The organism is Nocardiopsis sinuspersici, from assembly GCF_001998325.1.
Classification (GTDB): Bacteria; Actinomycetota; Actinomycetes; order Streptosporangiales; family Streptosporangiaceae; genus Nocardiopsis; species Nocardiopsis sinuspersici.
On record NZ_MCOK01000001.1, the window covers coordinates 3,694,812 to 3,718,500 of the forward strand.

The window sequence follows — 23,689 nt, forward strand, 5'->3', positions numbered from 1 at the left end:
CTCGGATGTCCGGGTCCCCCGCCCTGGGGCGGATCCGGTACTCCGACCGCGGTCCGTGATGACCCGTGGGGCAGAGTAAGGACATGTCCACATACGAGACGATGCCGTTCCACCTTGAGACCGAGCGGCTGATACTGCGGCCGTGGGCCGAGTCGGATGCCGCCGAGTTCTGCGCCCTCCTCGCCGAACGCGGCAACGGGACGCCCACGGTCGAGCACACCCGGACGGGCATCGCGAAGCAGCTCGCCGCGACGGCGACGACGGGGATCGCCCTGCTGCCCGTCCAGCGCCGCGACGAAGGCGACTTCATCGGCTACTGCGGGTTGGTCATCGGCCGCTCCACCGTGGAGGAGCCCGAGATCGCGTATGAGTTGTTCCAGCGCGTGCATGGGCGCGGCTACGCCACCGAGGCGGCCGGAGCGGTGCTCGATGCCGCTGTGGCGACCGGGCGGAGGAGGCTCTGGTCGACCGTCGGCGCATGGAACACACCGTCGATCCGTGTCCTTGAGAAGCTCGGGTTCGGACGGGACCACGTCTCCACGGAGGACAGCGGTGAGGTGGTGTGGTTCACGCGCTCGTTGCCGTGACACGGGGTCGCACCCCCTGGGTCCCGGACTCCGTACTCACGTGATCGGGTGCGCCCAGGCAGAGCAGACGGCCAGGCGGCAGGGGGGCCGGCTCGGGACCGGACCTGGCGGCGGCGACTCCAGTGGGTCCAGGAGGTGCGGCGGCGGACCCGGTGCTCGTCCGGGCCCGTTCGACGACGCCGGCGGACACGTCCTGGGCGCTCCGGTCCGGGACCATGGCCATCAGCGCCCGGTCCCACCGCGACTTGTCGCGCGACCGCGTGAGGGCGTCCATGTCCTCGGCCCGCCACAGGCCCTCCAGCGGCATGACGGCGTAGCCGCGCCCGGAGCCTGCTTGCCGGCCAGCCTCAGCTTGGAGGCCACCGGGCAGAGCGCCTGGGCCGCCTCGGCGAAGGCCGGTGGGGGTGTTCGGATCCCCGCGGCCGTCGACCACGGGGTGTCGCGGGCCGGCACCTCCGTGGTCCGGAAACGGTCTCGCCCCGCCTGGTGGGCGTCGGGGGTCCTCCTGGAGCCGGTCCTGTTCGTCGCCGGGCACCCGGACCCGGACGGCGAGCCACGACCTTTCCGCCTCCAAGAGGACCGGTGGGCGGGAGAGCACCTCACGCGCCGCCAGGGCGAAGGGGGCATGCGCCTGCTCGGCCTGCCGCGGCCGCGGCAGGGCGCGGTCCGCAGCTTCCCGTCCACCGGCCGCGGGTTCGGAGAAATTAGGCGTTCTGCACATCTTGTGGCGATACGTCGCTACACATAGCATCAGGGCGACCTCATCGGGTCACCAAAAGAATCAGCACCCTCACCCCCAGGGAGACCCCCATGCTGAGACGCATTCTCACGCCCCTCCTGATCGCCCTGAGTGCACTGACGCTGACGCTGGTGGGCGCGGCACCGGCCACCGCGGCACCCGCGGAGCAGTCCCAGTCGCTGCGCCAGACCGTCCTGTACTACGACGCCAGCCGGGCCGCGGAGTACACCTCCGCCGTCTCCACGGCCGTGCGCGTGTGGAACTCCAGCGTCAGCAACGTTCGCCTGGAGCCGGCCTCCGCCGGACGGCGCGCCGAGATCCGCGTCGTCGCCGACAACGGCTGGCCCCGCGCCCACCTGGGCCCGGTGCGCCCGGGCGGGCAGGTCACCGTCTGGATGGGCCGCGAGGGCACCGTCGCGGGCTACGACGCGGTGCGCATCGCCGCGCACGAGCTCGGCCACAGCCTGGGCCTGCCCGACGCCAAGCCCGGCCCGTGCTCGTCGCTGATGTCGGGTTCCACCGGCGGTGTGAACTGCACCAACCCCTACCCCAACTCCTCCGAGCGCTCGCGGGTCGAGGCCAACTACGGCAGCGGCCTGACCGGCCAACGCGCCACCGACGGCCAGCTCCTGGTCGACCGCTTCTGAACGGACGCACCGGTTCCGGGCCCAGCGGCCTTCGGCGTCGGCCCGCATCGGCGGGTCGGCGCCGAAGGCGCCACGCTCCCGCCGGCCGACGGCACCGGGTATCCGGATGCGGTTGCGCGCCCGAGGAGGACGCACCCTCACGCGGGGCCGTCCACCTGAGGACCGCCGCCGAACCGGGCCGGCCGGCCGGCCACGAGCAGGACACCGGAGGGCGCGGAGGCGATCAGACCTCCGTCTCCGCCGAGGTGGCCCCGGCGACCCGCCGGGCCAGGACGACGGCCGCCCCGGTCCCGGCATCCACCGGAGCCCACGGCTCCCGGCTCGGCTCCCCTCCACGTGTCCGGCACCGCCCCCGGCTCATGCGCTGGGAGAGGCGTGTCCGCCCCGCGGGGTGAACACCACCTCACGCGCCCGTCGACGGGTGACCACCCCGTGAAGGGCGGGGTCGGTGAGCAGCGCCACCGGAGCGATCCGGTTGGGTGACACCGGATACCACTCGGTCAGGGCCTCCTCGATGACGGCCCAGGCGTCGTCGGTGGCGCCGCGGGACGCCAGTGCGCGTGCCGAGTCCAGGGCGCGCTCGAAGGCGGGCGCCTCCGGAATACGGTGCTCGGCGAGCCAGGCCTCCCGCTCCCGGTCGGTCGACGGCAGGCCGGAACCGGGCATCGTCTCGTCCAGGACGCGCACAGCGTGAGCCGCGCGGCCGGGTGTGTCCAGGCCGGCGCTGCGCAGGAAGAGCGCGACCGCCTCGGTGTTCACCTGCTCGGTGCCGATCTCGGCCACCACGTGGGGACGGGCCAGCAGGCCGCGCAGTCTGTGATGGGTCCCGCGGACGTCGAGGAAGGCCGAGAGCACCACCCTCAGGTAGGCGGCGGCGCCCGACCCCTTCTCCTCGGCCCGCCGGAAGGCGTCCAGGGCCTCGTCCACCCGGCCGCGCAGCGCCGCACGGCGCCCCTGGTCCAGGAGCTCCTCGGCCCCCTTCGGGCGCACCGGACGCCCCTCCGACCCGCTCAGTTCCTCGAACGAGGCGCGTTCGTGGTCGACCAGGTCGGCGAAGGACCGGTGGCGCCCGCCCAGTCCCGGATACCAGCTCGCCCACACGTAGGCGGCCCACTCGCCGTCGGGAGAGACGTCGCCCGCGTCCAGCAGCCAGTACTGGGCGTCGCCCTCGTCCGAGACCAGCAGCACCGGCCCGACCAGCCCCTCGTGCTTCAGGTGGTCCTCGTCCAGCGCGTGCTCGTCCCGGAAGTCGTCCAGCCAGCCGACGGAGGCGGTGGTACGCAGGCTGTACATGAACGCGCCCATGGTGCTCCAGCCGTCGGACGCGGCGAGGAAGGAGCGGTAGCCGGACGGCAGCCGTGTGCCGAGCCGCTCCTCCAGGGCCGCGATCTGTTCCTCGTCGGCGCCGTCGTGGCCCAGCCAGGAGGCGGAGCGCTGTTCCTCCGTGGTGGTGAGGAGCTCGTCCTCGTCCAGGACGCGCAGCATGTCGGCGCTGTACTCGGCCAGGTAGGACCGCCAGCTCCCGACGGTGTTCGGCACGTCGGACACCAGGTCGGCGGCGGTCCCGGCGTACGGTGTCGGCGCCTCCCCCGCCGTGTAGCGGTGTCCCGTGAAGGCCTCGTAGGTGCAGGTGCGGTCCGCGGAGAAGAACCGCACCCGGCTGAGCTGGATCTGGGAGCCGCCGCAGTTGCGGGTGATCTCCAGGCGCAGGTACCGGTAGGGCGTGTCCGCCGCGGTACCGGTCACGTGGAAGTCGCGGGAGAGGTGCCGCCCGGGGAAGAACTCGTCGGAGCGGGTGTCGAGCGTGACCCACGTCCGTCCGTCGGCTGACCCCCTGAGCTCCCAGTCGCGGGGGTCGCGGTCGGCGAAGTCGTTGGCGGAGACCAGGGCGTAGTGCCGGATGCGGACGGGCTCGGCCATGGTGAACTCCACCCGGTCGGCGGAGCGCCAGGACAGCCACTTGGTGGAGTTCTCGTCGTCGAGCAGGTTGGCGGCGACCTCGCCCGCCGACGAGTGCTCGTTGCCCGCCTTCGCCTCGCGCACCCCGTCGGTGACCTCACCCGCGTACCGGGCCCGGTCCAGGTCGATCGTGCGGAGGACGACCGCGCCGCCGCCACCCTCCCGGTCGGCCCAGTCGGCCCGCACGACCGGTGCGCCGCCGTCCTCGATGAGCAGCCGCAGGTCCTCCCGCGGCTCCTGTCCGCCCCGTACCCGGAACCGGTGGCAGGTGCGGTCGGACCGCCGCTCCGCCAAGCGGCCACGCCACACGTGGGAGGTGCCGTCCGGGGTGATCCGCACACCGGTGAAGGCGGTCATGGCGGGGTCGAACCCGGCCACCGACTCGGTACCGTCGAGATCCCGCCAGCCGAGCTGGGCGAGGGACACGGCCCTGCCCGGCTCGAACCCGACGACCAGGCGGTGGTCCGGCTTCCACTCCCCTGATCCCGTTCCCGCCCGCCGCCGTTCGGTGAGGAAGACGAGAGCGGGCACGTTCTCTTCCATGGGGGCTCCAACTTGTGAGGGGGTTCGGTGACGGGGCCGGACGTGGGGAGGCCGGCGCCTTCGCAACCGCGCGGACACTACGCGGGCGATCCGACACTCGAAGCGCCCCGGGAAAACGGTGCCCTCCAGCGCTCCGTGACCACGTCCGCGTGGCGGGAGGCCACCGGCGCACCCGGGCCGGAAGGGCCGCGGCGGGGACCGCCACCACCGGTGTCGCACACTGCGGCTACCGTCCCCGTATGACAGGTACGACGGCACCGCTCGACTTCGCCGGGGCCCTGGCCCGGGGACTCAGGAACCGCAACGGGGCCTGGGAGTTCATCCGTGCCTACGCCGCCCGCTGGATGGACGGCCTGGACGAGAGCGACGGGTGGGAGGAGGCCGACCTCGACGCGGCCGAGAACCGAATGGGCCTGCGCCTGCCGGCGGCGCTGCGGGAGGCCTACCGGCTCTTCGCCCGCCGAACGGACCTCACCGGCAACCACGACCGGCTCCTCGCTCCGTCCGAGCTGTACGTCGACGCCGCCCGGGAGGCACTGGTCTTTCGGCACGAGAACCAGGGCGCCGCCTCGTGGGGGATCCTGCTCCAGACCCTCCGGGAGGAGGACCCGGCGGTTCTCATACGGGCCGACCTGGCCGACAGGTCCGTGGAGCGGTGGGAACGGTGGATGGACCGGTTCTCCGTCTGCTGCGTCGAGATCGTGCTGTCGGAGTCCGTGCAGGCCGGCGGTGAAGCCTGCGGCTTCCTGCACGAGCCCGCCGAAGAAGACCTCCTGGTGCTCGAGCAGACGTGTGTCCGCCTTTCCCTCCCCCAATATCCGGCGGGAGGGAACGGGCCCGGCATCCGCTGGTTCCTCGGCCAGGACGTGCTGGTCCGTGACGACGGCGCGGGCCTCCTCGTGCGCGGTCTGACAGCCGAGGCACTCGACCGGTTCCGTGGTCTGACGCCGGGCGAATGGATCGACTCGTGACGGACCGGACCTTCACGGCCGCTCACCCCGGTTCCCCGGTCGGCGCCTCCCCACGCCCACCGCTCTCCGCCGAACGCCGCTCCGAGGGCCTTGGCGGGCTCGGACGCGGTCGTCGCCCACACGAGCCGCCGACAGGACGCGACACGGAGGAAGGAGGCGCCATGACGGTGTTTCCCTCCCGGTCAGTGCGACGGGGGTTCCCGGCTCCAGGCGCGAGCGGCCAGGGTCAGGGTTTCATCGCCCGTCACCAGGGCCTCCCGTCCGTTCTCGTCCGCGTCCATGCGGACGCGGACGGTTCCGTCGAACGCCTCGGTCCGCGCCCGGAGCCGGACGGGACCGGTCGCGTCGAGGACCCGCAGCCGCCATGGCGCTCCCGCCTCCTGGGCGGTTACGGCCAGGTGCACCGTGGCGGAGGCGTCACGGTGGGAACGCCCGTCGGTGTGCTCGGCCGTGTAGGCGACCATGCGCAGCTCGGCCTGTTCCGGGAGACCGGTGACCTCCCGGGCGGGGACACGGGCGGACGGGACGGCTCCCCGCGCGGGCAGCTCGTCGCGCACCCCGCGAAGCAGCTCCCCGGCGTCCGGAACGTCTCGGAGGAGCCTCTTCCAGTCGGGTGCCAGGTCGGTCCCTCCGCGCCGAAGCCACTCGGTCACCAGGGAGCGGAAGGCGGCATCGCGCCGCCGCGGCGGCAGTGCCCCCGCTTCCAGGATGTGGTGCCCGGCCCCCTTCAGGGCACGGCAGTACGCCCCCACCGGTACGCGCGCGGCCTCGCGGGGGTGGTGGACCGAGCGGATCCGCGTCATGGCACGGAACAGGAAGGTCGCCGCTCCCCGTGTGGAGCCCTCCACCTCCCTTCCCCGGGGCCGGTGATCGGGCAGTGAACCGTCCTCACCGGGCGGAATCCGCGCGTCGGCGCGGCGACCGGCACCCGACCGGTGCCAGCAGGAGTCGTCGAGCCGTAGCGAAGCCGCCCGTGCCCGCAGCACTCCGCGTGTGCCCAGGCCGACCGACACCCCGTGCGGGGTGGTGTCCAGGCGCACCACGGACGGCGCGCCGGTGTCGACGTCCACCTCGGTCACCTCGTCCAGGTGCACGTCGAGCGCGGCAGGAGTCCGGGACGCGTTCTCGCCCGGGTCGTAGGAGCGGGCGAGGCCCAGGGTGAGGAACCCGCAGAGCCGGGTGCCGACACGTTCGACCCGGAGATGGTGCACGGTGGCCGCGCCCAGTGCGTAGTCGTCCGCCAGGTCGGCCACAGCCTGCGGCGTCCACCGGGAGCAGGCCGGGCGGACCTCGCCCCGGTAGTCGCGATAGGGCTGGTCGGAAGGTGCGGGTGAGGGCTGGACCAGCGCGTCGATCCGGTGCCCGGCGACCGCGCTCTGCTCCACCATCCAGTCCCAGCGCGTCGGCCCCGGACACGCCATCCACTCCAGGACTGCCCGGGCACGCCGTTCCCGCGTGCGACCGGACCGGCCCGTCGCGGCGCGGAACAGGGGGAAGGTGTTGTCGTCCCACACGTCGGAGACGGCCCTGACGGTCTCCCGGTCGAACGTGCGCGCGTCGCGGGCGGCGTCGGCGATCTGGGCCAGGGAGCGGTCCAACAAGGCGCCCAACGCGGCGAGGGACGGTTCGGCGGGCTCGAAGGCTCGGGGGCTCATGGCCGAACCCTGGCACAGGGCCGCGCCTTGTGTACCACCTGTGTCACGGACGGACCGGCCATGGACCGTGTCCTCGACGGTCCAGGCCGGTCGCGCCCCACCCTCGCCCCGACCGTAGTAGGCGGTCCGCCCGCGCGCCCGCCGGGAACCACGACGGCACCGGCCGAGGCGGGGCCCGGGTCCGCCGACGCGGTCGGGCTGCCGGTTGTCGGATCCGGGCCATAGGGTCCTCGTGTTCCAGAGGCCGACGCATCGGAGACACCGTGACCCGTCACACCCCGCCCCGCCCAGTGGACGTGGAGGCGCTCTTCCCCGAGCTGCGTCCCCTGCGCAGAGAGGCGGTACGGCTCCACCCGCGCGCGGGCCGGCCCTCGTGCCGCGACAGCTCGGTCGGAGGGCCGCTCCTGTGGCCGGCCGACGAGCCCTGGCCCGTGTGCGGCGAAGAGCACTACGAGGCGGACAGCAACACCCTCCACGAGGGGGAGGTCCACCTCGTACCGATCGTGCAGGTCCACCAGGCGGACGCTCCGGGCATTGCGTTCCCGCGGGGACGCGACCTTCTACAGGTGCTGTGGTGCCCCTACGACCACGGTGAGTTCCGCTATCCCCTGCCGCGGGTCCACTGGCGCAGCGCACACGCCGTGGGCCGGGTGGGGGCGACGCCCTCCCCGCACCCGGAGGCTCCGGAGTGCTACGTGCCCGCCCCCTGCGTGGTCCACCCCGAGCAGGTGACGGAGTACCCCCGCTGGGACCTTCCGAAGGACCTCTCCGACGCTCTGGAAGACCGGTTCGCCCAGTTGGAGGGGGAGACGGGCTGGCTGTACCCGTACCACCTCGCCGAAGCCCCCGGAATCAAGCTGGGCGGCTATCCGGGATGGACCCAGCAGCCGGTGTGGCCGGAGTGCGGCGGATGCGGGCAGCGCATGGACCACCTCCTCACCGTGGCCAGCTGGGAGTACGACGGTGAGTCCTGGCGCACCTGGCTCCCCGTCGAGGACCGGGCGGTCGTCGACGGGGAGGAGTCGTGGCGTTCCGAACGGGGCCGCGCGGCACAGGACTCCGCCGGCCTGATGCTGGGAGACGTGGGCGGGGTGTACGTCTTCGAGTGCCGGTCGTGTCCCGGACGCCCCGTCGGCCACTGGTTCGACTGCTCCTGAACGCGCGCCCGCCCCGGGGCCCTCCGGCGACGGGCCGGTCGCGATGACGCTCCGTCCCCCGTATCGCGCGCGGCATGGTCCGGAAGTTTTCAGGAAACCCCACCGGCGACCCGGCGACCGGCCATCCGTCCAGGCCTCCGAACAGGGCACATGCCCCGTCCGGGAATCTCACCGGAATAACATATCCGGAACCTTCCGGAAATTATTGACAACCCGGTGGAGCCGAACGGACACTGTCACTGTCGGCGGGCCTTACCCAAGGTCAGCCATGGTCACCCAGAGTGACATGCCTCCGGGCGGCGGCCGCCCCACAACCGACCGCCCCACCGGGTCGTGTCACACCTCCTACCCCCCGACCCCCCGAGGAGGAAGCACACATGAACGACTCCCCCACCCGCCCGAGGAGCCGCGGGCGCAGCCCCGCCAGGCTGCTCGTCGGCCGTTTCTGCGCCATCGCGGTATCGCTGATCACGGCCATGGCGATGCTGCCCGGCACCGCCACCGCGGCCATCACCTCCAACCAGACCGGCACCAACAACGGCTACTTCTACTCGTTCTGGACCGACAGTGCCGGAACGGTCTCCATGGAACTGGGCTCCGGCGGCAACTACAGCACCTCGTGGAGCAACACCGGGAACTTCGTCGCCGGCAAGGGATGGGCCACCGGCGGACGCAGGACCGTGAACTACTCGGGCAGCTTCAACCCGTCCGGCAACTCGTACCTGACTCTCTACGGGTGGACGAGGGGCCCGCTCGTGGAGTACTACATCGTCGACAACTGGGGCTCCTACAGGCCCACGGGAACGCACATGGGCACGGTCACCAGCGACGGCGGCACGTACGACATCTACCGCACGATGCGCTACGACGCCCCCTCCATCGAGGGCACCCAGACCTTCCCCCAGTTCTGGAGCGTGCGCCAGTCGAGGCGGACGGGCGGAACCATCACCACCGGCAACCACTTCGACGCGTGGGCCCGCGCCGGGATGAACCTGGGCAGCCACGACTACATGATCATGGCGACCGAGGGATACCAGAGCAGCGGTAACTCCAACATCACGCTGGGCTCCTCCGGCGGCGGTGGCGGAGGTGGCGGTGGCGGTGGCGGTGGCGGCAGCGAAGGCTGCACCGCGAACCTGTCCGCGGGCCAGCAGTGGGACGACCGGTACAACCTCAACGTCTCGGTCAGCGGTTCGAGCGACTGGACCGTGACGATGAACGTGCCCGAGCCCGCCGAGATGGTCGCCACCTGGAACATCGACGCCAACTGGCCCAGCTCCCAGGTGCTGACCGCCAGGCCCAACGGCAGCGGCAACAACTGGGGCGTCACGATCAAGCACAACGGCAACTGGGAGTGGCCGACGGTCTCCTGCCGGGCGAACTGACCCCCGTGCGACCGAGGCACCGGTCCCGCGGCGGGCCGCCCACCCGGTCCGCCGCGGGAGGAGGGGCTCCGGAAGGGGCTCCCGGTCCTCGCGGGCGACGGCGAGCCACGGGACCGAACGCCTGAACCGACGAACAACCGACCGACACGGCCCCGGGAACACCCGGGGCCGTTCCCGTGCCCGGTCGTCTCGGCGGCCCTGCTGTGCCTGGCGGCCGTGGCCGCCGCTCGGGGAGGAGCGCCGCCCCTACTCCCGGGTGCCGGTCGCGAGGACGTCCAGTGTGTGGTGCACCTGTCGGCGTGCCTCCTCCTGGGAGACACCGAGGCCCCGGAGCACGGAGACGGCGGTGTTGTGGCTCCCGTGGAGGAGTCCGAGCAGGAGGTGTTCGGTCCCGATGTGGCCGTGCCCGAGCCCGATGGCCTCGTGGAGGGACTGTTCCAGGGCCTTCTCGGTCCTCAGGGTGAAGGGCACGTGCCGCGGGACCGACCCCGCCCCGCGGCCGACCGCTTCGACCACCCCGGCCAGGACGGTCCCGCGGTCGAGCCCCAGGTCGCCGAGGGCGCGGGCCGCGACACTCTCCCTCCTTCCGAGCGGCCGGTGCCCGGTCTCGGCGCGGCCGCGCAGGGCTCCCAGGACACGGGCGAGAAGGCCCTCCCTCTCCTGGAGGAGTCCGAGCAGGAGGTGTTCGGTCCCGATGCGGTCGTGCCCGAGCTCCCATGCCTCCTCCTGGGACCTGACGATCACGCGCCGCGACTGGCCGGTGAACCGCTCGAACACGGCCTCACTCCTGATCTCTCGAAGGGCGGCGGTGCGTCCGTGGCTCCGCCGCCGTCCACCGTCAGGACGGCCCCGAAGGCCACGGCCGCCCTGGCCGCACCGGCGGGCCCGCTCCTCGGGGTGCCCGCGCCGGGCACAGCGCGGTCCGCCCCGCCCGGATCTTCGGGCGGGGCGGACCGGTCCGTGTCTCAGTCGTTGCCGGAGTCGATGGCGGCGTGGTCGAGCAGACCCACGTCACCGTCGTCGGGGCCCTGGCCGCGGGCGGCGATCGCCTCGGCGCCGCCCTCGGGCATGGCGCCGATCAGCCCGGTCGAGGCCGCCTGGGCCGCGCCGATCGCCGCCGGGGTGGAGCCGTCGCCGACCATGCCGAGCCTGGCGTACTCCTCCAGCTTGGCGCGGGAGTCGGCGATGTCGAGGTTGCGCATGGTCAGTTGGCCGATGCGGTCGCTCGGCCCGAACGCGGAGTCCTCCGTCCGCTCCATGGACAGCTTGTCCGGGTGGTAGCTGAACGCCGGTCCGGTCGTGTCCAGGATCGAGTAGTCCTCACCGCGCCGAAGCCTCAGGGTCACCTCGCCGGTGATCGCCATGCCCACCCAGCGCTGCAGCGACTCGCGCAGCATCAGGCCCTGCGGCTCCAGCCAGCGGCCCTCGTACATGAGCCTGCCGAGGCGCCGTCCCTCGCTGTGGTAGGCCGCGATGGTGTCCTCGTTGTGGACCGCGTTGACCAGCCGCTCGTAGGCCGCGTGCAGAAGCGCCATCCCCGGGGCCTCGTAGATGCCCCGGCTCTTGGCCTCGATGACGCGGTTCTCGATCTGGTCGGACATCCCCAGGCCGTGGCGGCCACCGATGGTGTTGGCCTCCAGCACCAGGTCGACGGCGGAGGGGAAGCTCTTGCCGTTGATGGTCACCGGCCGGCCCCGCTCGAAGCCGATCGTGACGTCCTCGGTGGCGATCTCCACCTCGGGGTCCCAGAAGCGCACGCCCATGATGGGGTCGACGATCTCGATGCCGGTGTCGAGGTGTTCGAGGGCCTTGGCCTCGTGTGTCGCGCCCCAGATGTTGGCGTCGGTGGAGTAGGCCTTCTCCGCGCTGTCCCGGTAGGGCAGGCCGCGCTCGGTCAGCCACTCGGACATCTCCTTGCGGCCGCCGAGCTCGTCGACGAAGTCGGCGTCCAGCCAGGGCTTGTAGATGCGCAGGGAGGGGTTGGCGAGCAGACCGTAGCGGTAGAACCGCTCGATGTCGTTGCCCTTGAAGGTGGAGCCGTCGCCCCAGATCTGCACGCCGTCCTCGAGCATCGCGCGCACCAGCAGGGTGCCCGTGACGGCCCGCCCGAGCGGGGTGGTGTTGAAGTAGGCGCGGCCGCCGGACCGGATGTGGAACGCCCCGCAGGCCAGGGCCGCGAGTCCCTCCTCCACCAGGGCCGCACGACCGTCGACCAGCCGGGCGACCTCCGCGCCGTAGTCGGCGGCGCGGCCGGGCACCGAGGCGATGTCGGATTCGTCGTACTGGCCGATGTCGGCGGTGTAGGTGCACGGGATCGCGCCCTTCTCGCGCATCCACGCGACCGCCACGGAGGTGTCGAGACCCCCGGAGAAGGCGATCCCGACACGTTCACCGACTGGCAGAGAGGTGAGCACCTTAGACATGGAAATAAGTATGCATGCAGATGAATGATAATTCAAATCGAAGGTGAGCACGCCTGGAGGCGGCCGTGTTCGGGAACGGCCGCGTTCGGAGGACGGTCCGCCTACTCCCCGGTGAAGGCGGGTTCGGCCCGGTCGAGGGAGGCGGCGATCCCGGCCTCGTTGTCCTTGGTGCCGAGCAGCCTGGCCTGCTCCACGATCTCCCGCTCCAGTGCGGCGGGCAGCGCGGCGAGCAGGTCGGCGCGGAGCGTGGACTTCATCGAGCGCACCGCCAACGGCGCGGAGGCGGCGATGCCGCGGGCGTGGTCCACCGCCGCCCGCCGGAGGGCGCCCTCCTCCACCAGCAGGTCGGCCAGGCCGATGGCGTGGGCTTCGGTGCCCGTCACCCGGCGGGCGGTGTAGAACATGTCGGCGGCCCTCTGCCGGCCGACGATCCCGGGCAGGGACACGCTCAGGCCGAAGCCCTGGTGCAGGCCCAGGCGCCCGAAGTTGGCGTGGAAGCGGGTGGAGGGCGCGGCCACCCGGAAGTCCGCCGCGCAGGCCAGTCCCAGTCCGCCGCCCACCGCCGCGCCCTGGACGGCGGCGACCACGGGCACCGGAAGGGAGAACAGGCGCAGCCCCTCACCGTAGATGGCGCTGAGGTTGCGGACCGGGTCGTCGCCGACCCCGCCCGCCGCGAAGTCCACTCCGGCGCAGAAGTTCCTGCCCTCCGAGCACAGCACGAGCGCGCGGCAGTCGCCGGACTCGGCCAGTTCCTCGGCGGCGTCGGCGAGCCGCCTGAGGACACCGTGGTCGAAGTGGTTGTTGGGCGGCCGGTGGATCTCCAGGACGCCGACGTGCCCGTCGACGCGGACGGACAGTTCCTCGCTCATGGGACGCCTTCCAGATTCGCTCGTCAGTGGCCGGCGACGAGGTTATCGGGCCGCCCTCCACCAGCGGCGACCGCACTCGGACGCGCCCGGCCGCACTTCCCCGCGCGATCCCGGGAACACGGAGCGTTGTTCGGGTCTGGGGAGGACCCGTGTGAGTAACGTGACGCCATGAGCGACGAGATCGACACGACCGTCCCGCCCAGCGGCCCCGGCTGCCAGGAGTGCCTCGCGGAAGGCGGCTGGTGGGTGCACCTGCGCCGGTGTGCGGCCTGCGGGCACGTGGGCTGCTGCGACACCTCGCCCCAGCAGCACGCCACCCGCCACTACGAGGACACCGGGCACCCGCTCATCCGGAGCTTCGAGCCGGGAGAGGCCTGGTTCTTCGACTTCCGCTCCCGGAGGACGAGCCGGGGCCCGGACCTGGCGCCGCCGGACTCACGCCCCCAGGACCAGCCGGTGCCCGGACCGGCCGGCAGCGTCCCGGCCGACTGGAGGGACCGCGTCCACCGCTGACGGGAGCGGTCGAGGGCCCCGTCCGGCCCGACCCGTCCCCCGACACGTCGGGCGGCTCCCCGACGTGGGCGCGCACCGGCGTTTCCTCCCCGGTCGGGCGTGCGGGGCGGGGCGATGGGTACCTGTCTTCGGCGGAAGCGGTACCGCACGCCCCCGTCCGCACGGACGCGAGGCAGCAGAGGAAGCCCACATGAACTCCCTTCACCTGGCGTACGCCGCCATCGGCACGCTCAGCGTGCTCCTCGCACTGTTCAGCAACCGGATCCGGGAACTGCCCCTGAGCGGACCGCTGCTCTCCCTGCTGCTCGGCGTGGCCGTGGGGCCCTACGCGCTCGACCTGTTCCCCCTCTCCACCGAGACGCGGGACTCCCTCCTCCTGGAGGGGGCCCGTGTCCTGTTGGCCGCCTCGGTCATGACGGCGGCACTGCGGTTCCCCGTGACCTCGCTCCGCGGGCTGGTGCCCCAGTTCGCGCTGCTGCTGTGCGTCGTCATGCCGCTCGCGGCGGTCGTGAGCGGTACCGCGGCGCTGGTGCTCGGGCTGCCGTTGGCCCTGGCCGCGCTGGTCGGCGCCTGCCTGTGTCCCACCGACCCCGTGCTCGCCGCGTCGGTGGTGACCGGGGAACCGGCCGAGCGCGACCTGCCCGAGCGTGTGCGCAAGCTCCTCACCGGGGAGAGCGGCGCCAACGACGGGCTCGCCCTGCTCCTGGTCGGAACCGCGGTGGCCGTCGTCCTGCCGCTCACCGGCCCCGGCGACGCGGTGGGGCGCCTGCTGCTGGAGGTGGTGGGAGCCGTGGTCCTGGGCACTGTCCTGGGCGCGGCCGCGGGCAAGGCCATGGAATCGGCCACCAGTCGGCGGGAGTTGGAGGAGGGGCCCTCGCTCGTCTTCACCCTGCTGCTCGCCATCAGCGTGCTCGGCGTGGCGCGGTTGATCGGGGTGGGCGGGGTGCTCGCCGTCTTCGTCGCGGGCCTGGCCTACAACCGGACGGTCCGCAGGGGAGAGCGCGGCCCGCAGCAGAACATCGACGAGGCGGTCAACCGCTACCTGGCCCTGCCCGTGTTCGTCCTGTTGGGCATGGCTCTTCCCTGGAGCGAGTGGATCGGTTTCGGACCGGCCGCGCCCGCCTTCGTGCTCGCCGTCCTTCTGCTGCGCCGTCCGCCCCTGCTGTTGGCCTTCACCCGGCCGCTGGGACTGCGGCCGCGCAGCGCCGCCTTCACCGGGTGGTTCGGCCCGATGGGTGTCAGCGCGCTCTTCTACGCGGCGCACTCCGCCCACGAGGGCGTGCACGACCCGCGCCTGTTCGCCGCCGTCAGCCTGGCCGTCGCGGCCAGCGTGGCCGCGCACGGCCTCACCTCGTCGCCCTTCCGCCGGATGTACGTCCGCGTCCCCGGCCGGAACCGGCCCGGCGGCCTGTCCGAGTCCGAGGACGCGTCAGGCCGATGAGTTCGGGCGCGCACCGGAGTCCGTACCAGTGGGACCGAACGCGGTGTCGGACCTCCGCGGAACCGGTGCACTTCCGAGCCGGGCGGCGGACGAACCCCCTGACAGGAGAAACACGATGCCCGAGGTGAACTTCCCGGCCGTCGGCGCGGCCGCCGTGGCCGCCTTCGTCGCCAGCGGTGTGTGGTACGGCGTCTTCGGGAGCCGGCTCAAGGACCTGGGCGCCTCGACCGAGTCGAGACCGACGGCGCTGCTGCTGCCCGTGGAACTGGCTCGGAGCCTGGTCATGGCGACGGTGCTGGCCGGGCTCGCGTCGGTGTCGGGAATCGCCGGTGTGCCGGGCGCGCTGGTGCTGGGACTGGCTCTGTGGTTCGGCTTCCCCGTCGTGCTGCTGGCCGGATCGGTCTTCCACGAGAACGTCCCGTGGCGGCTCGCCGCCCTGCACGCCGGCGACTGGCTCGTGAAGCTGACGGTCGTCTCCGCCGTCATCGGCTTCTGGCGGTGAGGAGGCCGGCCATGGCGCGGACGGCTCCGATCGGCCTCCTCGTGCGACCCGGCGCGGGCGGGTCCGCCGACCCTGACGACCGGCCGGCGGAGGAAGGCCCCCAGCGCACCAGCCCGGGGGACCACCCGTGGGAGTGACGACCGGTCGGCGGCCGACCGGCTTACTCGTACTCCGTGCCGCCCTGACGCGTGAGGTAGTCATCGGACACGAACTGCGCGATCGCGCGACCGCGCAGGACCGCGGAGTACCTCTCGTGCGCGGGCCGGACCACGAGGCCCTCCCGCATGTGCAGGGCGCCCCCGCTCCAGGTGACGGTGCCGTCGACGTCCAGGGAGATGTCGAACACCGCGTAACCGGGATGGTCGCTGCGGCCGGTCTCGCCGTACCCCAGGTCCTGGACGCCCGAGCCGAACACGCCGACCCGGGCCGCGCCGACCCGCTCCGCCACCTTGCGCGCGGCCTCCGGGACCCCGTGGGCGACCACCGACCGCCAGTACAGGTTGTCCTCAGCGAACGCCAGTCCCTGGCGCCGCGCCCCGTGGTTCTTGGACGAGACGAACTCCTCGCCCGTCCCGGTGAGCAGGGTGAACAGGCACGCCGTGCCGTGGATCTTCTCCGTCGCCACGACCGGCTCACCCTGCTCGAAGACGTCGGGGTGACGCTTGGCGTTCTCCACCTCGACCCACCGCAGCAGGTCCGGCGCCTCGACGAGTTCGCCGCTCATGTGCAGCGGAGCCTTCGGCACCCACTTGGTGATACCGAGCTCCCCCGAGAAGTCGGTACCGGCGTCGTGCGCCGCCGCCAGATCGCGGTCGGCCACCCGCCCGGACACGCAGACGATGCCCTGCGACAGCTCCCCGCGCAGCCGGACGGCCTTCACCCGGTTGCGCCGTGAGCCCGCGAGCCTGCCCGTCAGCCCGAGTTCGTCGACGAGGTCGTCGGGCAGCAGCGCGTTCTCGGGAACGTAGACGGCCCAGTCACCGGTGCGGAAGGCTCCCTTGGCCACGACCGCGCGAAGCAGTCCCACCTGCGCCAGTTCCAACGCGTCGGCGTTGGGATGCGGGTGGTCGTGAGCCGTTCGGCGGTGACCCGGAGGGTGAACATGGGGACTCCTCCACTGTGGAGAGTGTGCACGGACGGCGTTGCGTGGACCGGCTCACTATGGCCGGGCCCCCGCCGGTCGACAACACGTTTTCGGGATGCCGGCCCCGCCACGGGATCGTCGGCGCACGCCTCCACCGCGTTCCACGGGAGCGGCGGGCTCTCACGGCATCCGGATTTCCCATGCATGGGCGTGCGGACCTGGGGTAGTCGCGATCACAACCGAGTAACGGCCTGACTCCAAGGAGGCTTGGTGATGCACTCGCAAGAGGGAACAGGCGGGACCGGAAGCAAGGGTGACCGCATGGCCGAGACCGCCCGCGGCACGGCCGGCGAGGTCGCGTCCACGGCCAGGGAACAGGCGCGGTCCCTCACCGACGAAGCCCGGTCGGAAGCCAAACACGTCACGGGCGACGTCCAGAACCGGCTCCGCGAGGAGGCCCGGTCGCAGACCCAGCGGACCTCGCAGAACCTGCGCCAGTGGTCCGAGGAGCTGTCGTCCATGGCGGACCACGGAAACCCGCAGTCCCCGGTGAGCAGCGTCGTACACCAGGTCGCGCAGGGCGGCCGCGGGGCCGCCGACTTCCTGGAGGAGCGGGGCGTGGACGGCCTGTTGGAGGAGACCAAGAACTTCGCGCAGCGCAAACCGATGGCCTTCCTCGCCGGCGCCGCGCTGGCCGGGTTCGTGGTCGGACGCGCCGTCAAGGCGTCCTCCTCCGCCGGCGGCCAGTCGCACCAGGGCGGACAGCCCGAGGCGATCTCCTCCGGTGAACGGACGGGGCCGCCGATGCCGCGACAGAGCGAGGCCGGACCCGGCGGACCGGTTACGCCGCTCCAGCAGTCCGCCGCGTCCCGGGAGAACCCCGGATATCCGCACGAGGACCCGGGGCCGCAGGGACGCACCCTCTGAAGGGAGCTGACATGGCAACGATTCCCGGCCCGTCCCCGAGCAACAGGGGTGAGGCAGGCCCGTCCCCGAAGAGGGACGAGGCAGTAGAGGAGCGGTCGCTCTCCGAACTCCTCGGTGAGGTGACCGGCGATCTGCAGACGCTGTTCCGGCAGGAGATCGCGCTGGCCAAGGCAGAGGCCCGCGAGGAGGCGAAGAAGGCGGGCAAGGCCTCGGGCCTGCTCGGCGGAGCCGCGGTGGCCGCCTACCTGGCGGTGCTGCTGGCCAGCCTCGCGCTCATGTTCGGCCTGGCCGAACTCATCGGCCTGGGCTGGGCCGCACTGGTCGTCGCGGTGCTGTGGGCGATCGCCGGCGCGGTCCTGTTCACCATGGGCCGCAAGCAGATGCGCCAGGTCTCGCCCAAGCCGGAACGCACCATCGAGACCCTCAGGGAGGACGCGCAATGGGCGAAACACCCGACCAGATAAGGCATGACATCGAGCGGACCCGCTCTGAGCTGACCCACGACACCGATCGCCTGGCCAACAGGGCCGACCCGCGCAACATCGTGGAGCGGCGCACCCGGCGGGTCCGGGACAGGGCCCAGCACCTGAGGAACCGGGTCATGGGCTCGACGCCGTCGTCCAAGGAGGTGTCCGGGGAGATGCGACAGACCGCCCACCAGGCCACCGAGATGGCGAGGTCCGTGCCCCAGCAGGCCGCGCACCAGGCCCAGGGCAACCCCATCGCCGCCGGGCTGATCGCCTTCGGCGCCGGGCTCCTGGCCGCCTCGGTCATCTCCGAGAGCCGTGCGGAGCAGCGCGCGGCGCAGCGCGTGAGCGAGCGCGCCGGCCCGGTGATCGAGCCGGCCAAGCAGGCGGTGACGGAGTCCGCCGAGCACGTGAAGGAGCAGGCGACCGAGTCCGCGCGGTCCGCCGGGGAGCACCTGAAGGGCAGTGCCTCGGAGGCCGCGCACAAGACCGGCGAGCACGCCCAGCACGAGACGAAGGCCGCGACGGAGGAGATGCGCCGTTCCTAGCGTTCCCGGAGTGCGGGGTCCGTGTCCGGCCGGCACCGCCGCGACACCGGCGGCGGTGCCGGCACACGGGCGGGGTGGACCGCGCCCGGCGCGGTGACGGGGCCCACGGGGACAAGTGAGAGAAGGAGCAGTCGATGGTCGAACGTCACTCTCCGGATTCGGGCGAGGACCCCTCCTCCCGGGAGGAGGCCCGGGCGCCGAGCAAACCGACCGGCATGTCGGGGTCCTCGTGGTGGGCCTCACTGCGCCGGACCTTCAAGGAGTTCAGCGACGACGGCCTGAGCGACCTCGCCGCCGGCCTCACCTACTACGCGATCCTGTCCCTCTTTCCCGCGATCCTGGTCCTGGTGTCCCTGCTAGGCCTGGCCGGGCCCGCGGCGACGCAGACCCTGACCCAGAACATCTCCGGGGCCATGCCCGCCCAGGTGAGCGAGATCGTGACGACGGCCATCGGGACCCTGCAGGGCAACCGGGCCGCGGCCGGAGTGTTCGGCCTGATCAGCCTCGTCGTCGCGCTGTGGTCGGCCTCCGGCTACATCGCGGCCTTCATGCGCGCCTCCAACGTCGTCTACGACGTTCCCGAGGGGCGGCCGATCTGGAAGACGCTGCCGATCAGGGTCGGCGTCACCCTGCTGATGGTCGTCCTGCTGACCGTGACGGTGATCGCCGTCGCCGTCACGGGCGGCGTCGCGGAGTGGGTCGGCAACATACTGGGCCTCGGATCGACCGTGGTGACGGTGTGGAGCATCGCGAAGTGGCCGGTGGTGCTGCTCATCGTGGTGTTCATGATCGCGCTCCTGTACTGGGCCTCGCCCAACGCCAAGCGCGGGTTCCGCTGGATCAGCCCGGGCAGTGTGCTGGCGGTCCTGCTCTGGCTGCTCGCCTCGGCCGCCTTCGCCGTCTACGTCGCCAACTTCGCCTCCTACAGCAAGACCTACGGCAGCATGGCGACGGTGGTCATCTTCCTCGTGTGGCTGTGGATCAGCAATATCGCGATCCTGCTCGGTGAGGAGTTCAACTCCGAGATCGAACGCGGGCGCGCCATCTCCGCGGGACAGCCCGAGGACGAGGAGCCCTACGTGGAGCTGCGCGACCAGCCCAAGGAGAAGCACGGGCGGTCCGAGGCGGGGCACGGCGGGCAGCAGCGGGAGTGACGGCTCCCGGCCGGGCGGGGTCCGCCCCACACGTGCCACCGGGCCGGTCCGCTCTCCGGGAGCGGCCCGGCCCGTCCGCGTGCTTCCGCCGGACCGGGCGCCGAGCACCCGGGCCGTCGCGTACCCCGGCGCCGCGCCCGGGCTACCACTCCACCGGCAGGTCGCGCAGGCCTCCCGTGATCACCTGCTCCCGTACCCGCAACCCGTCCATCCCGGCGGCGAGCCGCAGGGTCGGAAGGCGCGACGTGAGCTGGGACAGGACGGCGCCCAGTTCGATCCGGGCGAGGGGCGCGCCGACGCAGTAGCGCGCTCCGTGCCCGAAGCCGAGGTGGGAGGGGCCGGTGCGGCCGGGATCGAAGCGGTCGGGTTCGGCGAAGGCCCCGGGGTCGTGGTTGGCGGCTCCGGTGTCGCACATGACCAGGTCCCCGGCCCGGATGGTGACACCGGCGATCTCGATGTCGGTGCGGGCGTAGCGGGGGATCCCGCCGCTCCCGCCGCCCGGTAGGCGCAGGATCTCCTCGACCGCGGCGGGCACCCGGCCCGGATCGCGCACCAGGGCCTGGTAGCGGTCGGGTTCGGCGAGCAGGCACAGCACCCCCAGGCCGATCCGTACGACGGTGGTCTCGTGCCCGGCGAAGAGCAGGGCCATCGCGATCATGGCGGCTTCCTCGTCACCCACGTCCGGAGTCTCCACCAGCCGCGAGAGGACGTCCTCGCCCGGCCGCCGGCGCTTGCGGGCCACCAGTTCCAGACCGTAGGAGAACAGCGCGGCCATCCCCCGTTCGGAGCGGGAGCGGTCGGTGGCGTCCGCGGCGTCGAGCGTCCAGGCGCGGAAGCGGTCGCGGTCGGCGTAGGGAACGCCGAGCAGCTCGCAGATGACCAGGATCGGCAGGGGGACGGCGAGCGCGGCGTTGAGGTCGGCCGGCCGCGGCCGCCGTTCCAGGTCCTCCAGCAGGGTGGTGGTCAACTCGTCCACACGCGGGGCGAGGGCGCGCATGCGGCGCGGTGTGAAGTGGGGCCGCATGAGCGAGCGCATCCGGTTGTGGTCGGCCTCCTCGGTGTCGTGGTCGCCCTGGGGGCCTCCGAACAGGACGGACTCCCCCGCACGCGCGGCGCGGGCGGGCTCGGGGTGGGAGCGGCCCAGGCGGTCGTCGGCGAGCAGGGCGCGCACCTCGTCGTAGCCGGTGACGAGCCAGGCCCCGTCCCCGACACGGGTGCGGACCCTGTGCACGGGACCCTCCAGGGCCAGACGGCGCAACCGCGGCGGGAACGCCAGCGGGTCGGGCTGTTCGAAGGGCAGTTGGGGCAGCATGACGGCCTCGCTTGTTTACTCTGCTTTGTTGAACCAGCTTTGTATACTCCCTGTTAAACAAATGTACTTGTAGACTCGGCTGTTAACAAGAGGGAGTGTGAGGATGGCCGAGGAGTCAGCGGCACGTGGGGAGGCCGCCCCCGTTCGAAGGCTGCGCAGGGCCGAGCGCCGGGAGCAGATCCTGGACGCGGCGAAACGGGCCTTCGCCCGGACCGGGTTCACCGACACGTCCCTGGACGACGTGGCCGCCGAGGCCGGCGTCAGCCGGGTCATCCTCTACCGGCACTTCGAGTCCAAGGGCGGGATGTACCGCGCGGTCCTGGACCGCGCGCTCGAACGCCTGGTGGCACGGGTGGGCGAGGGCGAGTTCACCGACGCGAGCATCCCGGCGTTCCTGTCGGCGGCCGCCGAGGACCCCGACGGGTTCCGGCTGGTGTTCCACCACGCCGCTCGGGAACCGGAGTTTCGCGACCTCACCGACGGACTCACCGCGGCCTCCACCGAGTTGGCGCTGCGCCAGCTGGCCGAGGTCGTCCCCGACCCGGCGTGGGCGCGCTGGGCCGCTCACCTGGTGTTCACGGTCGCCGTCGAGGGCGCTGCGGCGTGGCTGGACGCCGGTCGGCCCGATCCCGACAGCGCGGCCGAACGCGTCAGCGCGGCCGTGCACGGTGTGATCAGCGCGGCCCGCGGATCCGCCTGACCCCTCGCGGGTCAGCCGAACGCGTTGAGGACCAGCAGGAGCAGGATCGTCAGGGCGGCCGAGACCACCAGGGACAGGAAACAGCCGAGCCGACTGCTGAAGAAGACGAACATGGTGTCTGGTGCTCCCTACGTCGTCGAGGACCCGGGGGCCGAGACCCGGAGGGGTCGAGCACGGCCCGGCATTCCCCTACCCCGTTCCCGGCTCACCGGAAGCACCCCTGACCGCTTCCCTGCGAGGAAACACCATGGCTTGGATTCCCACACGACACTTCCTCACCAACCTGGCGTAGGAGCCTTGCATATTCCCGCCATATCGTGAAGGTTTTCTTCTGAGGCCGAGCCGGGTGCGGGTGCGGTGACCGCACCGGCGCGCCCCCGTTCGGCTCGACGCCCCTGTCAGCGCGACAGAAGCCGGAAGGAACCACGTTGGCGTACCCGAACCGGAGCCGCCCCGCGTCCCGAACCGCCGGGTCCGGGGCCTCGATCTCCCGCACCGGTGCCCTGTGCGGCGCCTTCGCCGCGGTGCTCACCGCGGCCCTGCTCCACGCGCCGGCCCCGGTGGCCGTGATGGCCGCAGAGAGCGCCGACGGCGGCTCCGAACCGTGCCAGACCGATGCCCAGGCCCCGCCCAAGAGACAGATGCGCGCCGAGTGGATCGCCTCGGTCGTCAACATCGACTGGCCCAGCGAGCAGGGCCTGACGCCCGAGGAGCAGCGGGCCGAGCTCGTCGGACTCTACGACCAGGCCGAGGCCGACGGCCTCAACGCCGTGTTCGTGCAGATCAGGCCGACCGCAGACGCGTTCTGGCCGTCCCCGTACGAGCCCTGGTCGGAGTGGATCACCGGGGAGCAGGGCGTGGACCCCGGATACGACCCCCTGGAGTTCGCCGTCGAGGAGGCCCACGCCCGCAACCTGGAGTTCCACGGGTGGTTCAACCCCTACCGGGTGGCCATGCACGAGGACCCGGGACGGCTGGTCGAGGACCACCCCGCCAGGCTGAACCCGGACTGGGTCTTCCCCTACGGGGGCAAGCTCTACTACGACCCGGGAATCCCCGAGGTCCGCGAGTTCGTGATCAGGGCGATGATGCACGCGGTCGAGAACTACGACCTGGACGGGGTGCACTTCGACGACTACTTCTACCCCTATCCGGTGTCCGGTGAGGCGGTCCCGGACCGGGACACCTTCGCCGAGCACGGCCGGGGGTTCACCGACATCGAGGACTGGCGGCGCGACAACGTCAACCTCCTGGTGGCGGAGATGGATGAGGCGGTGCACGCGGCCAAGCCGCACGTGAAGTTCGGTATCAGCCCGTTCGGCATCTGGCGCAACGACTCCAGCGACCCGGCGGGCTCCGACACCAACGGCTTCGAGTCCTACAGCGGCATCTACGCCGACAGCCGCACGTGGGTGCGGCGGGGATGGGTCGACTACATCAACCCGCAGGTCTACTGGGAGATCGGCCTGCCCGTGGCCGACTACGCGGTGCTGGTCCCGTGGTGGGAGCGGGTCACCGAGGGCACCGGGGTGCACCTCTACATCGGCCAGGCCGCCTACAAGGCGGGCAACGAGGGTGCCTGGTCCGACCCCCGGGAACTCGCCCGGCACCTGGAGTTCAACCGCTCCCACCCCGGCGTGGACGGAGACGTCTACTTCAGCGCCGAGTCGCTGCGCACCAACGCCCGGTCCGCCATGGACGTCGTGGTCGAGCGGCACTACGCCCAGCCCGCCCTGGTCCCGGTCAAGGAGGACCTCGGGGGCACGGCTCCGGAGCCGCCCAGGGTCGGCGGCGCCGAGCGCGGCGACGGCGTCCGGCTGACCATCCGTCCCGGGCGGGGGCGGGAGCCCGCCTACTACGCGGTCTACGCCTTCGACGGCACACCGAGCCGGGGCGACGCCCCGTGCGGGATCGAGGACCCGCGCGCGATGGTCGGAACCGTGCGCGCCGCCGAGGGAGGCGAGACGGTCTTCACCGCACCCGGCGGGGACGGTGGGCGCACCTACTACGTGACCGCCCTGGACCGGCTGCACCACGAGAGCCCGCCGAGCAATCCGAGGTACGTGCCCTGACGCCCTGACGCGGGCACGCGTCCGACGAGCGGCC

General features: G+C 72.3%; 20 protein-coding genes and 1 pseudogene. 14 read left to right on the top strand and 7 right to left on the bottom strand.

All coding sequences use genetic code 11. From position 1 onward, the window contains the following. The first annotated feature begins 83 nt into the window (after window positions 1-83). Both NOSIN_RS15950 and NOSIN_RS15960 read left to right on the top strand, forming a co-directional pair. Window positions 84-587: a GNAT family N-acetyltransferase gene (locus tag NOSIN_RS15950; RefSeq protein WP_077693613.1), complete on the top strand. Its 504-nt coding sequence runs from the start codon at window positions 84-86 to the stop codon at window positions 585-587. An 810-nt stretch (window positions 588-1,397) separates the two neighbouring features. Further along, window positions 1,398-1,973 carry a snapalysin family zinc-dependent metalloprotease gene (locus tag NOSIN_RS15960; RefSeq protein WP_077691509.1) on the top strand — a complete coding sequence of 192 codons (576 nt, stop codon included), beginning with the start codon at window positions 1,398-1,400 and terminating at the stop codon, window positions 1,971-1,973. A 357-nt stretch (window positions 1,974-2,330) separates the two neighbouring features. On the opposite strand, the gene NOSIN_RS15965 is transcribed toward NOSIN_RS15960, so the two are convergent. After that, window positions 2,331-4,475 carry a discoidin domain-containing protein gene (locus NOSIN_RS15965; protein WP_077691510.1) on the bottom strand — a complete coding sequence of 715 codons (2,145 nt, stop codon included), beginning with the start codon at window positions 4,473-4,475 and terminating at the stop codon, window positions 2,331-2,333. A 239-nt stretch (window positions 4,476-4,714) separates the two neighbouring features. Here NOSIN_RS15965 and NOSIN_RS15970 point away from each other — a divergent pair, with 239 nt between their 5' ends. Next, entirely contained in the window at window positions 4,715-5,446 is a 732-nt protein-coding gene (locus NOSIN_RS15970; RefSeq protein ID WP_077693614.1) for a hypothetical protein, read from the top strand. A gap of 182 nt (window positions 5,447-5,628) precedes the next feature. On the opposite strand, the gene NOSIN_RS15975 is transcribed toward NOSIN_RS15970, so the two are convergent. Further along, window positions 5,629-7,101, bottom strand: coding sequence for a hypothetical protein (locus NOSIN_RS15975; RefSeq protein WP_143832943.1), 1,473 nt, complete (start codon window positions 7,099-7,101; stop codon window positions 5,629-5,631). A 263-nt stretch (window positions 7,102-7,364) separates the two neighbouring features. Here NOSIN_RS15975 and NOSIN_RS15985 point away from each other — a divergent pair, with 263 nt between their 5' ends. Together NOSIN_RS15985 and NOSIN_RS15990 are read left to right on the top strand one after the other, a co-directional pair. Continuing rightward, window positions 7,365-8,258 (top strand): YwqG family protein, encoded by an 894-nt coding sequence (locus NOSIN_RS15985; RefSeq protein WP_236743382.1) that lies wholly within the window; start codon window positions 7,365-7,367, stop codon window positions 8,256-8,258. Window positions 8,259-8,635: 377 nt separating this feature from the next. Further along, window positions 8,636-9,643 carry a glycoside hydrolase family 11 protein gene (locus tag NOSIN_RS15990; protein ID WP_077691514.1) on the top strand — a complete coding sequence of 336 codons (1,008 nt, stop codon included), beginning with the start codon at window positions 8,636-8,638 and terminating at the stop codon, window positions 9,641-9,643. Between the two features lie 246 nt (window positions 9,644-9,889). Here the strand turns inward: NOSIN_RS15990 and NOSIN_RS15995 are convergent, their stop codons facing one another. The 3 genes from NOSIN_RS15995 to NOSIN_RS16005 form a co-directional block, all read right to left on the bottom strand. Beyond that, the gene (locus tag NOSIN_RS15995; protein ID WP_077691515.1) at window positions 9,890-10,420 is read right to left on the bottom strand and encodes a Clp protease N-terminal domain-containing protein; all 531 of its coding nucleotides are present in this window, start codon (window positions 10,418-10,420) and stop codon (window positions 9,890-9,892) included. Between the two features lie 188 nt (window positions 10,421-10,608). Beyond that, on the bottom strand, window positions 10,609-12,066 hold the full coding sequence (gene argG / locus NOSIN_RS16000) for an argininosuccinate synthase (protein ID WP_077691516.1): 1,458 nt from the start codon (window positions 12,064-12,066) through the stop codon (window positions 10,609-10,611). 101 nt (window positions 12,067-12,167) lie between these two features. Beyond that, window positions 12,168-12,935: an enoyl-CoA hydratase/isomerase family protein gene (locus NOSIN_RS16005; protein ID WP_077691517.1), complete on the bottom strand. Its 768-nt coding sequence runs from the start codon at window positions 12,933-12,935 to the stop codon at window positions 12,168-12,170. Between the two features lie 168 nt (window positions 12,936-13,103). Here NOSIN_RS16005 and NOSIN_RS16010 point away from each other — a divergent pair, with 168 nt between their 5' ends. From NOSIN_RS16010 to NOSIN_RS16020, 3 genes are all read left to right on the top strand, one after another. Then, entirely contained in the window at window positions 13,104-13,448 is a 345-nt protein-coding gene (locus NOSIN_RS16010; RefSeq protein WP_077691518.1) for a UBP-type zinc finger domain-containing protein, read from the top strand. 190 nt (window positions 13,449-13,638) lie between these two features. Then, window positions 13,639-14,889: a cation:proton antiporter domain-containing protein gene (locus tag NOSIN_RS16015; protein WP_077691519.1), complete on the top strand. Its 1,251-nt coding sequence runs from the start codon at window positions 13,639-13,641 to the stop codon at window positions 14,887-14,889. A 115-nt stretch (window positions 14,890-15,004) separates the two neighbouring features. Continuing rightward, window positions 15,005-15,391, top strand: coding sequence for a DUF1761 domain-containing protein (locus NOSIN_RS16020; protein WP_077691520.1), 387 nt, complete (start codon window positions 15,005-15,007; stop codon window positions 15,389-15,391). A 160-nt stretch (window positions 15,392-15,551) separates the two neighbouring features. On the opposite strand, the pseudogene NOSIN_RS16025 reads toward NOSIN_RS16020, so the two are convergent. Next, window positions 15,552-16,495 (bottom strand): annotated as a pseudogene (locus tag NOSIN_RS16025) (RNA ligase (ATP)). 301 nt (window positions 16,496-16,796) lie between these two features. On the opposite strand from NOSIN_RS16025, the gene NOSIN_RS16030 reads away from it, so the two are divergent. The 4 genes from NOSIN_RS16030 to NOSIN_RS16045 all read left to right on the top strand — a co-directional run bounded on the left by NOSIN_RS16030 (window position 16,797) and on the right by NOSIN_RS16045 (window position 19,571). Next, window positions 16,797-17,402 (top strand): hypothetical protein, encoded by a 606-nt coding sequence (locus tag NOSIN_RS16030; RefSeq protein ID WP_227015031.1) that lies wholly within the window; start codon window positions 16,797-16,799, stop codon window positions 17,400-17,402. An 11-nt stretch (window positions 17,403-17,413) separates the two neighbouring features. After that, window positions 17,414-17,866 (top strand): phage holin family protein, encoded by a 453-nt coding sequence (locus tag NOSIN_RS16035; protein WP_077691522.1) that lies wholly within the window; start codon window positions 17,414-17,416, stop codon window positions 17,864-17,866. Further along, window positions 17,842-18,417, top strand: coding sequence for a DUF3618 domain-containing protein (locus NOSIN_RS16040; protein ID WP_077691523.1), 576 nt, complete (start codon window positions 17,842-17,844; stop codon window positions 18,415-18,417). The genes NOSIN_RS16035 and NOSIN_RS16040 overlap by 25 nt, the downstream gene beginning before the upstream one ends. A gap of 134 nt (window positions 18,418-18,551) precedes the next feature. Further along, entirely contained in the window at window positions 18,552-19,571 is a 1,020-nt protein-coding gene (locus NOSIN_RS16045) for a YihY/virulence factor BrkB family protein (RefSeq protein ID WP_077691524.1), read from the top strand. A 142-nt stretch (window positions 19,572-19,713) separates the two neighbouring features. Here the strand turns inward: NOSIN_RS16045 and NOSIN_RS16050 are convergent, their stop codons facing one another. Continuing rightward, entirely contained in the window at window positions 19,714-20,883 is a 1,170-nt protein-coding gene (locus tag NOSIN_RS16050; RefSeq protein WP_077691525.1) for a cytochrome P450, read from the bottom strand. A gap of 103 nt (window positions 20,884-20,986) precedes the next feature. Between NOSIN_RS16050 and NOSIN_RS16055 the strand changes: the two genes are divergently transcribed. Both NOSIN_RS16055 and NOSIN_RS16060 read left to right on the top strand, forming a co-directional pair. Next, window positions 20,987-21,583, top strand: a complete 597-nt coding sequence (locus NOSIN_RS16055) for a TetR/AcrR family transcriptional regulator (RefSeq protein WP_077691526.1) — start codon at window positions 20,987-20,989, stop codon at window positions 21,581-21,583. 428 nt (window positions 21,584-22,011) lie between these two features. Beyond that, window positions 22,012-23,655: a glycoside hydrolase family 10 protein gene (locus tag NOSIN_RS16060; RefSeq protein WP_077691527.1), complete on the top strand. Its 1,644-nt coding sequence runs from the start codon at window positions 22,012-22,014 to the stop codon at window positions 23,653-23,655. The last annotated feature ends 34 nt before the right edge of the window (window positions 23,656-23,689 follow it).